This is a genomic window from Mycobacterium sp., from assembly GCF_044223235.1.
In the GTDB taxonomy this organism is placed as follows: Bacteria; Actinomycetota; Actinomycetes; order Mycobacteriales; family Mycobacteriaceae; genus Mycobacterium.
The window spans coordinates 116,846-132,254 of the sequence record NZ_JBGAME010000002.1; the positions used below are offsets into that span (position 1 = coordinate 116,846).

A 15,409-nucleotide genomic window follows, 5' to 3' on the forward strand; every position below is an offset into this window, starting at 1 on the left:
TTGCAGTAGTGTCCGGACATGTGTCCGAATCAGCGTTGGAGTCGACGCGCCGCCGGCTGACCGCCAAACAGGCCGACACCGTCGAGCGACTGGGCCGGGCCGCCGTGGACTTGCTGAGTCGTGAGGGATTCGCCGGGTTGACCGTGCGGCGGGTGGCGGCCGAGGCGGGCGTCGGCGCCGCCACCGCCTACACCTACTTCTCCTCCAAGGAGCATCTGGTTGCCGAGGTGTTCTGGCGCAGGCTGGCCGGCTCGCCGCCCGCAACGCGCGCGTCGGGCGATCCGGCCACCCGCGTGGTCGAGGTCTTGCAGCACATCGCGCTGCTGCTCGCCGACGAACCGGAGTTCGCCGGCGCCGTGACGACGGCGCTGCTCGGCAGGGACCCCGATGTGGAGGTGTTGCGGCGGCGGATCGGCGGTGAGATCCGCGACCGGCTTGGGAACGCCCTGGGGCCGGCGACGGATCCGGACCTGATCGATTCGCTGGAAATGCTGTACTCAGGTGCGCTGGTGCGCGCCGGCATGGGCCATGAGTCCTACGCCGACATCTCTCGCAGACTGGAGAAGTCGACCCGGCTGATGCTCGGTCAGTAGCTCGTCGGGCCCAGGACGGCCAGCCCCGCGGCGATGGCCGGCCCGGAGATACCGCGAACATCCTTACCGTCCTCGACGAAATGCGCTGTCAGTTCCCGTAATCCGCCCAGCAGGATAAGCGCGAGCGGCGGCGTGACAGGTGGTAGCTCCGCGCGCCGGAACCCGGGACTGCTCGTGAGGTCGATGAGCATATCCGTCAGGCCGGTCATCGCGGCGCGGTGCAGCGGAAAGGCCGCGGCGCCGAGGCCGGGCAGTTCTCGGATCCAGCTCAGGGTGATTGCGGGCCGGGACTCGATGTGGTCGATGTAGGCGCGCACCGCCTGCCGGATCTGTTCATGCCAGTCCGCATCCCCGTCGACGGTGGTCTGGATCCGTGCGATGAGGGCGTCGTTATTGCTGCGCAGCAATTCGATCAAGCAGTCCTCCTTGGTCGCAAAGTGACCGTAGAAGGTGCGCTTGGACGTTCGGGCCAACCGCACGACGTCGGCGACCGTCGTCTCGCGATAGCCGCGTTGCGCGATCGACGCGGCCAGTCCGTCGAGAAGGCGGCTGCGGAACGGATCGTCGGTGACCGGAACGCCGGCGTCCTCGTCGAGCGCTGTCGTCATATCTGCCAATCACCCTTGCACCGTTTCGGTACCAAGCGGTACCGTAGCCTTCATCGCACGGTACACCTTAGTACCAGGATCCGGGGACCGGGAGTGTCATGAGCGAAGCATCGATCGTCGGGCCGCCCCTCAGAACGTCGTTCGATAGGGCCGGCGACAACACGATGGCCCAACGCGCGGTGCGTCTTCCGCCCGCTCTTCCCCTTCCCAGGGCCGTCCAGGGCGCGATGTTCGTGACATCGCGGCGCGCGACCGTGAGCCAGGGCATGCGCTACGGCGACGTGTTCCGGTTGGACGTCCCGGTGTTCGGGCGGTCGGTCGTGGTCGCCGACCCCGCGCTGGCCAAGGTCGTGTTCACCGCCAACACCGACGACATCGGCAATGTCCAGCCCAACCTCAGCCGGCTGCTGGGGCCGGGATCGGTGTTCGCGCTCGACGGCACCGAGCACCGTCGCAGGCGTAAGCTCCTGACCCCGCCGTTCCACGGCAAGAGCATCAGGAACTACGAGACCATCTTCGAAGAGGAGACGCTTCGCGAGGCGGCGAACTGGCCATACGGACAAGCGTTTCCGACGTTGCAACCGATGATGCGGATCACGCTCAACGCGATCCTGCGTGCGGTGTTCGGCGCCGGCGGCACCCATCTGGACGACCTGCGCCGGATCATCCCGCCGTGGGTGACGCTGGGCTCGCGACTGACCCCGTTCCCGAGTCCGCCACCGGCCATCGCGCGGCGTGGGCCGTGGCGCAGGCTGGCTCAGTACCGCAGTGAGTACGACGCCGTCATCGACCGGATGATCGACGCGGTGCGCGCCGACCCGAACTCCCACTCCCGTACCGACGTGCTGTCCCTGCTGCTGCACAGCACCTATGAGGACGGGTCGGCCATGTCGCGCACAGACATCGGCGATGAGCTGCTCACGCTGCTCGCCGCGGGACATGAAACCACCGCGTCGACGCTGGGCTGGGCGTTCGAGCGGATCAGCAGGCATCCGGGCGTCCTCGAGCGGCTGGCAGCCGAAGCCGACACGGAGGGCAACGAGTACCGGCAGGCCACCATTCTGGAGGTGCAGCGCAACCGCACCGTCATCGACTTCGCCGGGCGCCATGTGTATTCGCCGACCTTCGAACTCGGCGAATGGGTCATCCCGCGGGGGTACTCGATCCTGGTCGCTATCGGTCAGCTGCACCGGCGCGCCGAGGACTTCCCCAATCCGCGGCACTTCGACCCGCAGCGCTTCGTCGGAAACCGTCCGCCGACCCTGTCGTGGATTCCCTATGGCGGCGGCACCCGGCGGTGCATCGGCGCCGTATTCGCCAATGTCGAGATGGACGTTGTCTTGCGAACTGTGTTGCGGCACTTCGCGATCAACACCACGACGGCGCCCGGTGAGAAGGTGCACTCGCGCGGGGTCGCGTTCACGCCCAAGGACGGCGGGCGCATCGTCGTATACCGGCGATAGCGATCCGGTGTCTTGGAGGTCGTCCGCACCGATTTCTGCCGTCTGGTCGTCGCAATTGGCGGGTCGCAGCCTTCAGGCAGAAATCGGCGCAGGAAAGGGCGGGCGAACTCCGTCCGTGGTGCGCGAATCTAGGCGCGCTGCCTAGGCGTCCTGGGTCGCGCGTTTCGGCAGCTTCCACCCGGGCCGGGGGAAGTGGCAGGTGTACCCCGTGGGGTAGCGCTCCAGGTAGTCCTGATGCTCGGGCTCAGCCAGCCAGAACGCGCTTGCCGGGGTCACCTCCGTCACCACCTTCGCAGGCCACAGGCCCGACGCGTCGACGTCGGCGATGGTGTCCAGCGCGATTCGCTTCTGCTCCTCGTCGAGGTAGAAGATGGCGGAGCGGTAGCTGGTGCCGACGTCGTTGCCCTGCCGGTTCTTCGTCGACGGGTCGTGGATCTGGAAGAAAAACTCCAGCAGGGTGCGAAAGTCGGTCTCGGCTGTGTCGTAGACGATCTCGATGGCTTCCGCGTGTCCCGGGTGGTTGCGGTAGGTCGGCTGGTCGTTCTGGCCGCCGGTGTAGCCCACCCGGGTGGACACCACGCCCGGCTGCCTGCGGATCAGGTCCTGCATCCCCCAGAAGCAGCCACCGGCCAGGATGGCCTTCTGATAGTCGCTCACGCGTCCTCCTCAATCCGTCCAGTGAAGAGCTTCCTGTACTCGCCGTACCCCTCCGCGTCGAGGTCGTCGAGGTGAATGAATCTCAGCGAAGCCGAGTTGATGCAGTAACGCAAGCCGCCCTCGGCGCGTGGCCCGTCGGTGAAGACATGGCCGAGGTGGCTGTCGCCGTGGGAGGAACGCACCTCCGTGCGAATCATCAAGTGGCTGAAGTCGCGCTTCTCGACGATGTTGTCGACTCCGTTCGGCTCGCGAATGGGCTTGGTGAAACTCGGCCAGCCCGACCCGCTGTCGAACTTGTCCAGCGAGGCGAACAGCGGCTCGCCGGACACCACGTCGACGTAGATTCCGGGTTCGTGGTTGTCCCAGTACTCGCCCGTGAACGCACGCTCGGTGCCGTTCTTCTGCGTGACGCGATACTGCTCCGGTGTCAGCGCGTTGACCGCGGCGGGATTCTTGTTGTAGGCCATGGGTCCTTCCTTTTAGGCACAGGTATAACCGTTTGTGCGGGTCGGATAATCCCCCGTTACGCGGAGGCACCTCGACAAACGCGACTTTCGAGGCGACGTGGCGCGCGCCGCGGCGAACCGGGACTGGGACCCGTGGGTGGAGCATTGCACGCCCGACGTCCGCTAGGTCGAACACGCAACGTCCGCACCCTCGGCATCGACGGCCTGCCGGCCATCCAGTAGCTCGGCGCGTGTGCGGCAGGCCTTGGACGTGGCTGGTGACGTGTGCTACCGCGTCGGCGACTGGGGCGCAACCTTGCACGGGGGCGGTCGCCGCCGAGCGCCGGATCAGAATCGAACAAGCACAGCGGGAAAATATATCTTTATCGATACAGCCCTGTATAGCTCAATTAACATGCGCGAAACGGGCTGACCCTACTTTCGCCCGATGGCAATCACGATAGATCCACCGAAGAGTGAGATGGTGCGGCTGGCGAACAAGCCACCGTGGTACACCTCGCTGTTCTTCCAACTGTTCGTCGCGATTGTGGCGGGAATCTTGGTCGGATGGCTGTGGCCCGATCTCGGCGGCAGCTTCAAGCCACTCGCCGATGGCTTCATCAAGCTGATCAAGATGCTGATCGCGCCGATCATCTTCTGCACCGTGGTCCTGGGCATCGCGCATGTGGGTGACCTCAAGTCCGTCGGCAGGATCGGGGTCAAGGCACTGATCTACTTCGAAGCGGTCACCACTTTCGCGCTGCTGTTCGGGCTGGTCGTCGGCAATATCGTCAAACCCGGCGCCGGGTTCAGCATCGACCCGCAGACCCTGGCGACCGGCGCGGATGCGCTGGCGAAGAAGACCGGCGACAGCGAGCTGCCCCACACTGTGGAGTTCCTGCTGAACATCATTCCCCACTCGGTGATATCGGCGTTCGCCGAGAACGCGCTGCTGCAGGTGTTGTTCTTCGCGGTGCTGTTCGGCTTGGCGCTGGCCAAGTTCGGCGAGCATGGGCCGCCGGTCATCCTTGAGTTCATCGACCACATCAGCCATATCTTCTTCACCATCATCGGCTGGGTCATGCGGCTGGCCCCGCTGGGCGCCTTCGGTGCCATGGCCTACATCATCGGCCAGTACGGCATCGGGTCGCTGGCCAGCTATGGCAAACTCATCGGGGCGTGTTACCTGGCGGCGATTCTGTTCATCCTGATTCTGGCCGCTGTCGCGTGGGTTTTCGCGGGGGTGAACCTCTGGAAGTTCCTGGTCTACATCAAGGACGAATTCTTCCTGGCGCTGGGCACCGCCTCCACCGAAGTCGTTCTGCCTCGGATCATGACCAAGCTGACCCACGCCGGGTGTTCGCGCACCACCACCGGTCTGGTGGTACCGACCGGGTACTCGTTCAACCTCGACGGCGCCACCCTTTATCTGTCGATCTGTGTGCTGTTCCTGGCCCAGGCGTTGGGCGTGGATCTGAGCCTGGGCGAGCAGATCACCGCTGTGCTGATCCTGATGTTGACGTCCAAGGGCATGGCCGGGGTGCCGGGATCGTCGTTCCTGGCGTTGTCGGCCACAATCGCGGCGATCGGGCACGGCGCCATCCCGGTGGCCGCGGTCGCGCTGCTGCTGGGCGCCGACCGCATCATGGACTCGATGCGGGTCTCGGTCAACCTACTCGGTAACTGCGTGGCGACCTTCGTGGTCGCCAACTGGGAAGGCCAGCTCGACAAGGACCGCATGCGCAAAGTCCTCAACGGTGAAGAGGTGCCCCCCATGGAAGAACCCGACCCGATGAGCGGCCAAGCAGCGGAGGCCCCGGAGGAAGACGCCCTCACCGCCGGACCACGCGACTGAATCCCCGCGTTCATCCGTTGCAACGGCGTCGCCCGCATCGTGGTGTGGGCGACGCCGTATCCGGCGCTTCGGGGCCCGGCGAAACCCCAATACCGCGTCCGCTCCACCAGCCGTCTCGACACTGCGGCGATTCCGAGGGCGCCTCTCGAGGTAGCGGTTGCACCGCGGGTGCATCCCATCCACCACGGCGGGCGCAGCCCCTGAGAAGCTAGCCTCGGTTCAGTGACCGAAAAGATTCACGTCGACCTCAGCGGTCCGCCCCAGACCATGCTCGCAACCTTGTACGCCAAGGCGCTCGACGCCGACCTTCCGCATTCGATGCTGCACGACCGATGGGCGAAAGAGGCTGTCGCGCAGATCGATTATGACTGGTCCAAGACCACGATCACCCCTCGCAACGCCCCCTCGGTCAGCATGCGCTCCGCCCATTTCGATGCCTGGCTGCGGCGGTTTCTCGCCGCTCATCCGCGCGCGACCGTGCTGCACCTCGGCTGCGGCCTGGACAGCCGGTTCTTCCGCGTCAACCCCGGCCCCGAGGTGCAGTGGTACGACGTCGACTACCCCGAGGTGATGGCCCTGCGGGAGCAGCTTTATCCCGACGCCGACCGTTACCACCTCGTCGCGTCGTCGGTCAGCGATCCCGCGTGGCTGGCCCACATCCCCGGCGACCGCCCCGCCGTGATGGTCGCCGAGGGTCTGACGATGTACCTGACCGAGCGCGACGGCACCGGGTTGCTGCGGCGGGTGGTCGATCGATGCCCCTCGGGTGAACTGCACTTCGATGCGTTCAACAGTCTCGGAATCCGGCTGCAGTGGGCCAACGCGGTGGTCAGGAGGTCCGGGTCAACCTTGCGCTGGGCCATCAATGGTCCATCCGACATCCTGGGTGCGATCCCCGGCACCCGGCTGCTGGACTTCGTCCCCTTCTTCGAATCCGAAGCCTACGCGGGGATGCCCGGAGTACCGGCGATCTACCGCACGATAGCCGGGATCATGAACCGGCTGCCGGTACTGCGCACGATCGCGCAGTTTCACCGCTACGCATTCTGAGGGCGCCGCGGCGCCCGCACTCCCAGGACGGCCTGCCATTGGTTGCCGTTGCCGAACCGGGGAGCCCACGGCCAACGGCCGCGGTCGTCCGCCCATACCAGTTGAACCGCGCGCACCTGCAGGCCCCCGAACGCCGTCGCCCACACCAGATGCACCTCCGGGTGCTCGACCTCGACGACCTCGATCAGCGGGCCAGCGCGCAGCGCCATCCGACGGCCGGGCGGGAACGGCTCGCCGTGCAGCGCATCATGGGCCGCACCGTTGAGAATCCGCACCGACCGATCCGGGCCGACGCCGGCGAGGAGCATCTCGGGCAGGCCGAGTTCGTGCAGACCGACGGTGTACGCGAAGGGGAAGCGGTCGCTTTCGACGTACTGCACCGCCCAGCCGTGGGTGAGCACCGTGGCGCGCAACTCCTGGAGGTAGTCCTCGTCGGTGGCGTCGGGGTGATCGCACTTCCAGCACATGGTGGCCGTCCTTCCTGTTGTCCTGGGGGCCAGCCTGCACGCAGGGTCCGACATCACATTCGCTGCACCGCGAGCTCCACTTTTTTCAGGCATCGCGCGGGAGCCGAGCTGCAAAGCGTCGATCTCGGCGCACCGGTCAGCGCATCACCGACACGTCTACACCCTCGACCGCGAGCCCCGTCGCCATCGTTACCCTCATGGGGTGCCAACGGTCAACGGACACGTCTCGCACTGGTTCGATCGGCTCCCCGCCTACCGCGAGCCGCTTCCCGGCCACCGCACCGCCGACGTGTGCGTCGTCGGTGCCGGATACACCGGCCTGTGGACGGCCTACTACCTCAAGCGCGCCAACCCGTCGCTGCGCATCGTGGTGCTTGAGGCGCGCTTCGCGGGATTCGGCGCCTCCGGCCGCAACGGGGGCTGGCTGTCCGGACTGGTGCCCGGCGACCGGCACCGGATGGCCGACCGGTACGGCCGCGAACGCGTGCTGGCCTGGCAGCGGGAACTCAACCTGGCCGTCGACGAGGTGATCGACGTGGCGGCTGCCGAAGGTATCGACGCCGGGATCGCCAAGGGCGGGACGCTGGAGGTGGCCCGCAATCCGGCGCAGGCCTCACGGTTGGCCGCCCGGCTCGAGGACGAACTCAGCTGGGGGATCGACGGAATCGAGCCGTTGACGAAGGACCAAGCGGCGCAACGTATTCAGCTCAGCGGCGTGGTGTCCGGCTATCACACACCGCACTGTGCGCGCATCCAGCCCGCGCGGTTGGCCCGCGGCCTGGCCGACGCGGTCGAACGCCTCGGCGTCGAGATCTACGAGCAGACCCCGGTCACCTCGATCGAGCCGGGCCGTGCGACGACGCACCGGGGAACGGTGACCGCCGGATTCGTACTGCGCGCCACCGAGGGGTTCACCGCCGCACTACCGGGGCACCGCCGGCGCTGGCTGCCGATGAACAGTTCCATGATCGCCACCGAACCGATCCCGGACCGCATCTGGGAGTCGATCGGCTGGCAGGGCTGCGAGACGCTCGGCGACACCGCGCACGGGTTCTTCTACGCCCAGCGCACCGTCGACAATCGTGTCGCGATCGGCGGACGAAGCGTGCCCTACCGCTACGGGTCACGCACCGACTCCGACGGGCGGGTGCCCGCACGGACGATCTCGCTGCTGACCTCTGTGCTGCATTCGATCCTCCCGCAGGTGCGCGACGTGCCGGTCGCCCACGCCTGGTGCGGTGTGCTGGCAGTGCCGCGCGACTGGGAGTCGACGGTGACCTTCGACCGGGCGACGGGCCTCGGCTGGGCCGGCGGGTACGTCGGCCACGGGGTCACCGCGACCAATCTGGCCGGTCGCACGCTGGCCGACCTCGTACTTGACCGGGGGACCGTGCTGATCGACCTGCCTTGGGTGGGCCACCGGTCCAGGGCGTGGGAGCCCGAGCCGCTGCGCTGGCTCGGCGTGCGCGGCCTCTACGTCGCCTACAAGCTGGCCGACCTGCACGAGGCGCGCGGACGGGCCACCACGTCACCCATCGCCCGCCTCGCCGACCGGATCACCGGCAGGCCCTAGCGGCGGAAGAAAGCCCCGCCGTGGCGTGTTGTCAGAAGAGGCCGGGAGAAGCCTCGTGAGGAGCCGCCATGACCGATCGACCGATCCTGCAACCGACCGCCGAGCATCCGATCACCGTCGAGCCCACCGGCGGGCGAGTCACGGTGCGGGTCAACGGCGAAGTCATCGCCGACACCCGTGACGCGCTGACCCTGCGCGAGTCCACCTACCCGGCCGTGCAGTACGTCCCGAGGCGCGACGTCGTGGGGGACCGGCTCGTGCGCAGCGACACTGCAACGTACTGTCCGTTCAAGGGCGACGCCGGCTATTACCACGTCACCACTGTGGACGGTGTCGTCGACGACGTCATCTGGGAGTACCGCGAGCCCTACTGCGCCGTCTCGGCCATCGCGGGACACGTCGCCTTCTATCCGCACAAGGCGGACATTCTCGTCGAACCGGCATAGCCTACGGCGGTGCCCCATTGCACCAGCGTGCTCTTCGCGGGCCCGGCGAGCCCCGTGTTGTCGCTGTCCCCGCTGCGCCGCGGTCGCGGCGACCCCTGCTACTTCGACGCCGCCGACGGGGCCGTCTGGCGGACCAGTCTGATGGCCAGCGGCCCGGTCACCGCGCGGATCAGCCGGTCGGCGCCCGATCGCGTCGACTGTGAGGCATGGGGGAGCGGTGCAAGCGAATTCAACGAGAGGCTGCCTGCGCTGCTCGGCGCCGCCGACGACGCATCGGGTTTCGCGCCGCGGGAACCGACCATCGCGGCCGCATTCCGCCGGGTGCCGCACCTGCGGCTGGGCCGGACCGGACGGGTGCTGGAGGCGCTGGTGCCCGCGGTCATCGAGCAACGCGTGTCGGGAATGGATGCGCACCGCGCCTGGCGGCGGCTGGTGACGGCCTACGGCGCACCTGCACCCGGTCCCGCACCCGCGCACATGCGCGTGCCGCCCGCACCGAACGTGTGGCGGAGAGTTCCGTCGTGGGAGTTTCAGCGCGCCAACGTCGATCCGGGCCGGGCCCGCACCATCGTGGGATGCGCCCAGCGCGCCGAAGCCCTGGAGCGGTTGGCGGTCCGAGCTCCCGAATCCGCGCGCACCGCGCTGACGTCGTTGCCCGGCGTGGGGGAATGGACGGCGGCCGAGACGGCTCAGCGGGCGTTCGGCGATGCCGACGCGCTGTCGGTCGGCGACTACCACCTGGCCACCATGGTGGGCCGCAGCCTGTTGGGCCGGCCGATCGACGACGCGGCCATGGTCGAGTTGCTCGAGCCCCTGCGGCCACACCGGCACCGGGCGGTGCGGCTCTTGGAGGTGAGCGGCCTCGCGCGGACACCTCGCTTCGGCGCTCGCCAGGCGATTCCCGATCTCAATGCACTGTGAGCTGATTATCGGAGCGCACACACGGGTACGCGGATGCAGACAGCCTATATCCGTGCAAATCCGTGCAAATCCGCGCAAAGGAGAAATCGATGACGACACAGTTCACCGTTCCAGGCATGTCCGGCAAGGCCGGAAGCCGAGTCGCCGAGCTGCTGCAGAAGCAGCTGAGCACCTACAACGACCTGCACCTCACCCTCAAACACGTGCACTGGAATGTCGTCGGGCCGAACTTCATCGGCGTCCACGAGATGATCGACCCGCAGGTCGATCTGGTCCGGGGCTATGCCGACGAGGTGGCCGAACGCATTGCCACGTTGGGAGAGTCCCCGCAGGGTACGCCGGGGGCGATCGTCAAGGACCGCACCTGGGACGACTACTCGGTGGGCCGTGACACGGTGCAGGCCCACCTCGCCGCGCTCGACCTGGTGTACACCGGCGTGATCGAGGACACGCGGGAGGGCATCGACAAGACCGAATCCCTCGATCCGGTGACCCAGGACATCCTCATCTCGCACGCCGCTGAACTGGAGAAGTTCCAGTGGTTCGTACGTGCCCACCTGGAGAACTCCGGCGGCAAGCTGGCCCACGCTGGCAAGTCCACCGAGAAGGCGGCGGCCAAGAGCGCGCGTTAGTCCTGTTGCCGAGTCAGGAGCCGCTCTCCAGCTCGTCGTCGCGCACCGGGCGGTCGGCGAGTGCCTCCGCGCGACCGAAGAGGTACGGGTAGGCAACACCGGCGATCGCCGCCCCGACGAGCGGCGCCAGCCAGAACACCCAAAGCTGGGCCGGGGCGCCGTCGCCGTTGAAGAACGCGACGCCGGTAGACCGGGCGGGATTGACCGAGGTGTTGGAGATCGGAATCGAGATCAGGTGGATGAGCGTCAGGGTCAGCCCGATCGAGATACCGGCGAACCCCTTGGGCGCACGATCGTCGGTCGAGCCGAGGATCACCAGCAGGAAGATGGCGGTCAGGAGGATCTCGGCGATGATCACCGCCCCGAGCGAGAATCCCCCCGGTGAATGTTCACCGAATCCGTTGGCGGCCATGTTCCCCGTCGCGGTCCAGTCCTCCTGGCCGCCGGCGATCACATAGATCAGCAGGCCGGCGACCAGGCCGCCGATCACCTGCGTAACCCAGTAACCGGGCAGGGCTTTCCATTCCACGCGGCCGGCCAGTGCCGCCCCGAGCGTCACAGCGGGGTTGAAGTGGCCACCGGAGATGGTGCCGAACGCGTACACGCCGGTGAGCACCGTCAGGCCGAAGGCAAGGGCCACCCCGAGAAAGCCGATCCCTAGCGAAACCCCGTCGTCGCCTGCGAATTTCGCGGCGAACACTGCGCTGCCGCAGCCGCCGAACACCAGCCAGAACGTTCCGATGAATTCCGCTGCCAGCCGGTGTCCCATTGTGGGCGTACGCATGGCGACCTTCCGTCGAAGCCGGGTTGACCCGTCCGACGGTTCCAGAACGGGTGCGTCGTGGGAAGTGTTCTGCTGAAGATGTTCTCAAGTCGAAACATCCATGATCCGCTGTGCGTGGGCGTGCCTCTATCGTCGATTGTCTTGCGGCAGTGAGCGGATCCGTAGTGCGGTCAGTCGTCGCGCGGGGAGCTGCGTTCGGCCACGGTGTCCCGGTCGAGCCGCTGCGCTGAGTAGATCGACACGCTGGTCCTGCTGATCAGTAGATAGGCGATACCGACCGTGATCATCGCGCCGGGCAACACCGAGAACGAGCCGGTCATCTCGGCGACCATGATCATCACCGCGAGCGGGGCGTGGGCGACGCTGCCGAAGCAGGCCATCATCGCTACCACGACGAAAACGCCTGGCCCGTCTGGTAATCCGGGCATACCGACCAGGTCGGCGAGCCGCCAGATAGCGGCGCCGACGAAGGCGCCGATCACGATGCCGGGGCCGAAGATGCCACCCGAGCCGCCGGTTCCGATCGACAGCGAGGTGGCGACGATCTTCGCGAACGGCAGGATCACCACGATCCACAGCGGGATCGTCAGCAACGTGTCTTCGGCGACCGCGGCCTGCACCCAGCCATAGCCGCTGGACAGGATCTGCGGAATCGCCAGGGCGAGTAGGCCGACCAACAGGCCGCCGGCGGCCGGCTTGATCACCGGGCCGCCGGGTAATCGGCGCGTCAACCGCATCGTCGCGTAGAAGGTGCGCGCGTAGAGGTACCCGACCGCAGCGGCGACGATCCCGATCAGCGCGAACCACGCCACCTGGGTGGGCCGGAATGCGTAGTCGGGGACGACGAACCCGAACAGCGGATCGAAGCCGAGAATCGAGCCGTAGACGATATAGGCGGTGCCCGAGGTGATGAATCCCGGGATCAGCGAGCGATAGTCGAAATCCGCGCGGTAGATGATCGACGCCGCCAGCACCGCCCCGCCCAGCGGCGCTCCGAAGATGGCCCCGATACCCGAGCCGATGCCGATCGACACCGCGACCCGCCCGTCCTCGTCGGACAGGTTCAGTCGACGGGTCAGCAGCGATCCGAAGCCCGCCGAGATCTGCGCCGTCGGGCCCTCCCGTCCGGCGGACCCGCCCGAGCCTATGGTCAGCGCGCTGGAGACCATCTTCACCAGCACCGCCCTCGCGCGGATCGCCCGCGGATCGGTGTGCACCGCCTCGATGGCGCTGTCGGTGCCGTGCCCCTCGGCCTCCGGAGCCAGCTTCGCCACGATCCAGGCCGACACGAGTGCGCCGCCGAAGGTGATCAACGGGATGGCCCACGGCCGCTGGTAGCCCGGCGAGCCGGGGTGGCCGCCGTCACCGACGGCCGTCGGAACGTCGTATCCGCCGAGGTAACCGAGCAGGAACCGGCCCGCGTACTCCAGAGCCAGAAAGAACACCACTGCGCCCAGACCTGCGATGACGCCGATCGCAATGCCGAGGATCAGCCATTTGCGCAGATACCCGGAGCGCCGGACGAAGGCGCCGAGCCCGCCGATGAAGTCGGGGGCCGAAGGCATGGTGCGGATGGTATCCGACGGCGGCGCCGGGGCAGCGGGCCCGCGTGGGTTAGGTTCGCCGCACGCTAATACCCCCCAGGGGTATGGTGTCGGTATGGACCACATCGACCACGCCGAGCATATGGACCACGCCGAACACACCGACCACGCCGAACACACCGACCACGGTGAACACACCGACCACGGCGAACACGGGGGTCATGCCCATCACGTGGCACAGTTCCGCCGCCTGTTCTGGATCATGCTTGCGCTGGCGGTGCCGACGGTCGCGCTGTCGGGCATGTTCGCCATGATCGTCGGCTACCGAATCCCGCCCTTCTCGGGATCGACCTGGGTGTCACCGCTGCTCGGCACCGTCATGTACCTGTGGGGCGGGCGGCCCTTCCTGACCGGCGCGATCGGCGAAATTCGTTCCCGCACACCGGGGATGATGCTCCTGATCGGCTTGGCGATCACGGTCGCGTTCCTGTCGTCCTGGGGTGCCAGCCTGGGAGTGCTGCATCACGAGCTCGACTTCTGGTGGGAACTGGCGCTGCTGATCGTGATCATGCTGCTTGGCCACTGGATCGAGATGCGGTCGCTGGCGCAGACTTCTTCGGCACTGGACTCGCTGGCGGCACTGCTGCCCGACGAGGCGGAGCGGGTCGAAGGTGACGGCACCGGCAACAGCATCGTCCGGGTGCCGCCGGGCGAGTTGCAGGTCGGCGACGTCGTGATCGTGCGGCCCGGCGCCCGGGTGCCCGCCGACGGAGACATCATCGAGGGCGCGGCCGACATGGACGAGTCGATGGTCACCGGAGAGTCGCGCGCCGTGTCCCGCACCGTCGGCGATCGGGTCGTGGCGGGCACCGTCGCCACCGACTCCGGGCTGCGAGTCCGGGTCAGCGCCGTCGGTGACAACACCACGCTGGCCGGCATCCGGCGCCTGGTGGCCGACGCGCAGAACTCGTCCTCGCGGGCGCAGCTGCTCGCCGACCGGGCCGCCGCCCTGCTGTTCTGGTACGCGCTCAGCGCGGCCGTGCTGACCGCGGCGATCTGGGCCACGATCGGCCAGCCCGACCAAGCCGTCGTGCGCGCCATCACCGTGCTCGTGATCGCCTGCCCGCACGCACTCGGGCTGGCCATCCCGCTGGTGGTGGCCATCGCGACCGAACGGGCGGCGCGTGGCGGAGTGCTGGTCAAGGACCGGCATGCGCTGGAGGCCATGCGCACCGTCGACACCGTGCTGTTCGACAAGACCGGCACCCTGACCAAGGGGGAGCCGACGGTGGCCGCGATCGCCGCCGCTGGCGGATACACCGACACCGACGTGCTCGCGATGGCCGCGGCCGCCGAATCCGACTCAGAGCACCCCCTGGCCCGTGCGATCGTCGCCGCCGCCCGCAGGCAGGGGCTCGATGTGCCGTCGTCGGCGGACTTCTCGTCGTCGCCTGCGGTGGGTGTGACAGCGACGGTGGGGGGCCGGGTGGTGCGCGTCGGCGGCCCGCGGCTGCTGGCGGAGTTGGGCGCTGCGGAGCTGCCCGCCACGGATGGGTGGCACCGCCAGGGAGCCACCGTCCTGCATGTGTTGGTCGACGGCGCGGTGGCGGGTGCGCTTGCGCTGGCAGACGAGGTGCGCGACGAGTCTCGACAGGCTGTCGAGGCACTGCGCCGGCTCGGCATCCAAGTGGTGATGATCACGGGGGATGCGCGGCAGGTGGCCGAGTCGGTGGCCGACGAACTCGGCATCGACCGGGTGTTCGCAGGCGTGCGTCCCGAGGACAAGGCCGAGGCGGTGGCGTCGCTGCAGGCCGAGGGCCGCACGGTGGCGATGGTCGGCGACGGTGTGAACGACGCCCCGGCGCTCGCCCAGGCGGGCAACGGCGGCGTCGGCATCGCCATCGGCGCGGGTACGGATGTGGCGATCGCGTCGGCGGGTGTGATCCTGGCCAGCTCGGATCCGCGCTCGGTGCTCTCGGTCATCGAGCTGTCCCGGGCGTCCTATCGCAAGATGAAGCAAAATCTGTGGTGGGCAGCGGGATACAACCTGATCTCGGTACCGCTTGCGGCGGGTGTGCTGGCGCCCGCCGGTTTCGTATTGCCAATGTCGGTGGGGGCGATCCTGATGTCGGCGTCGACGGTGGTGGTGGCGCTCAACGCGCAGCTGCTACGCCGCCTGGATCTCAGCCCGGAGGCCGGGGTCAGGGCCGTATCGGTCCGCTCACCAGTTCTCTAAGAATCTGGCTAGGCTTTCCCGCAAAGCCTGTACGCGAGGTCTTCGCTGCAAAATACTCATGAGTAGCTTGTGTAGCGAACGGGGTCGAGGATCGGGCGTTTGGTGGGTACGTTGCGCATGCGTCTGCCGGGTTC

Annotated in this window: 15 protein-coding genes; 9 read left to right on the plus strand and 6 right to left on the minus strand. The window is 67.6% G+C overall.

The annotated features are described in order from the left end of the window. Nucleotides 1-20: 20 nt before the first annotated feature. Nucleotides 21-593 (plus strand): TetR/AcrR family transcriptional regulator, encoded by a 573-nt coding sequence (locus ADBZ6K_RS03615; protein WP_526344493.1) that lies wholly within the window; start codon nt 21-23, stop codon nt 591-593. Here the strand turns inward: ADBZ6K_RS03615 and ADBZ6K_RS03620 are convergent. Then, entirely contained in the window at nt 587-1,201 is a 615-nt protein-coding gene (locus ADBZ6K_RS03620) for a TetR/AcrR family transcriptional regulator (RefSeq protein WP_526344494.1), read from the minus strand. The genes ADBZ6K_RS03615 and ADBZ6K_RS03620 overlap by 7 nt on opposite strands. Before the next feature lie 98 nt (nt 1,202-1,299). On the opposite strand from ADBZ6K_RS03620, the gene ADBZ6K_RS03625 reads away from it, so the two are divergent. Then, nucleotides 1,300-2,664, plus strand: coding sequence for a cytochrome P450 (locus ADBZ6K_RS03625; protein ID WP_526344496.1), 1,365 nt, complete (start codon nt 1,300-1,302; stop codon nt 2,662-2,664). Between the two features lie 141 nt (nt 2,665-2,805). Here the strand turns inward: ADBZ6K_RS03625 and msrA are convergent, their stop codons facing one another. Together msrA and msrB are read right to left on the minus strand one after the other, a co-directional pair. Beyond that, nucleotides 2,806-3,321 carry a peptide-methionine (S)-S-oxide reductase MsrA gene (gene msrA, locus ADBZ6K_RS03630; RefSeq protein WP_526344498.1) on the minus strand — a complete coding sequence of 172 codons (516 nt, stop codon included), beginning with the start codon at nt 3,319-3,321 and terminating at the stop codon, nt 2,806-2,808. Next, on the minus strand, nt 3,318-3,788 hold the full coding sequence (gene msrB / locus ADBZ6K_RS03635; RefSeq protein ID WP_526344499.1) for a peptide-methionine (R)-S-oxide reductase MsrB: 471 nt from the start codon (nt 3,786-3,788) through the stop codon (nt 3,318-3,320). The genes msrA and msrB overlap by 4 nt, the downstream gene beginning before the upstream one ends. A gap of 427 nt (nt 3,789-4,215) precedes the next feature. Between msrB and ADBZ6K_RS03640 the strand changes: the two genes are divergently transcribed. Both ADBZ6K_RS03640 and ADBZ6K_RS03645 read left to right on the plus strand, forming a co-directional pair. Beyond that, nucleotides 4,216-5,622: a dicarboxylate/amino acid:cation symporter gene (locus ADBZ6K_RS03640; protein ID WP_526344500.1), complete on the plus strand. Its 1,407-nt coding sequence runs from the start codon at nt 4,216-4,218 to the stop codon at nt 5,620-5,622. Nucleotides 5,623-5,856: 234 nt separating this feature from the next. Continuing rightward, complete coding sequence (locus tag ADBZ6K_RS03645) at nt 5,857-6,672, plus strand: class I SAM-dependent methyltransferase (protein ID WP_526344863.1); 816 nt, start codon at nt 5,857-5,859, stop codon at nt 6,670-6,672. On the opposite strand, the gene ADBZ6K_RS03650 is transcribed toward ADBZ6K_RS03645, so the two are convergent. Beyond that, nucleotides 6,660-7,139: a DUF4262 domain-containing protein gene (locus tag ADBZ6K_RS03650; protein WP_526344501.1), complete on the minus strand. Its 480-nt coding sequence runs from the start codon at nt 7,137-7,139 to the stop codon at nt 6,660-6,662. The two genes, ADBZ6K_RS03645 and ADBZ6K_RS03650, sit on opposite strands and share 13 nt — an antisense overlap. 202 nt (nt 7,140-7,341) lie before the next feature. Here ADBZ6K_RS03650 and ADBZ6K_RS03655 point away from each other — a divergent pair, with 202 nt between their 5' ends. The 4 genes from ADBZ6K_RS03655 (at nt 7,342) to ADBZ6K_RS03670 (ending at nt 10,711) form a co-directional block, all read left to right on the plus strand. Next, nucleotides 7,342-8,712, plus strand: a complete 1,371-nt coding sequence (locus tag ADBZ6K_RS03655) for an NAD(P)/FAD-dependent oxidoreductase (RefSeq protein ID WP_526344502.1) — start codon at nt 7,342-7,344, stop codon at nt 8,710-8,712. Nucleotides 8,713-8,780: 68 nt separating this feature from the next. Then, nucleotides 8,781-9,158: a DUF427 domain-containing protein gene (locus ADBZ6K_RS03660; RefSeq protein WP_526344503.1), complete on the plus strand. Its 378-nt coding sequence runs from the start codon at nt 8,781-8,783 to the stop codon at nt 9,156-9,158. A 9-nt stretch (nt 9,159-9,167) separates the two neighbouring features. Next, nucleotides 9,168-10,079: a DNA-3-methyladenine glycosylase family protein gene (locus ADBZ6K_RS03665; protein WP_526344505.1), complete on the plus strand. Its 912-nt coding sequence runs from the start codon at nt 9,168-9,170 to the stop codon at nt 10,077-10,079. Between the two features lie 89 nt (nt 10,080-10,168). After that, nucleotides 10,169-10,711 carry a Dps family protein gene (locus ADBZ6K_RS03670; RefSeq protein WP_526344507.1) on the plus strand — a complete coding sequence of 181 codons (543 nt, stop codon included), beginning with the start codon at nt 10,169-10,171 and terminating at the stop codon, nt 10,709-10,711. A 13-nt stretch (nt 10,712-10,724) separates the two neighbouring features. Here the strand turns inward: ADBZ6K_RS03670 and aqpZ are convergent, their stop codons facing one another. Beyond that, nucleotides 10,725-11,495: an aquaporin Z gene (gene aqpZ, locus ADBZ6K_RS03675; RefSeq protein ID WP_526344508.1), complete on the minus strand. Its 771-nt coding sequence runs from the start codon at nt 11,493-11,495 to the stop codon at nt 10,725-10,727. A 170-nt stretch (nt 11,496-11,665) separates the two neighbouring features. Then, nucleotides 11,666-13,060 carry a chloride channel protein gene (locus tag ADBZ6K_RS03680; RefSeq protein WP_526344509.1) on the minus strand — a complete coding sequence of 465 codons (1,395 nt, stop codon included), beginning with the start codon at nt 13,058-13,060 and terminating at the stop codon, nt 11,666-11,668. A 94-nt stretch (nt 13,061-13,154) separates the two neighbouring features. Here ADBZ6K_RS03680 and ADBZ6K_RS03685 point away from each other — a divergent pair, with 94 nt between their 5' ends. Beyond that, nucleotides 13,155-15,275, plus strand: coding sequence for a heavy metal translocating P-type ATPase (locus tag ADBZ6K_RS03685; protein WP_526344510.1), 2,121 nt, complete (start codon nt 13,155-13,157; stop codon nt 15,273-15,275). The last annotated feature ends 134 nt before the right edge of the window (nt 15,276-15,409 follow it).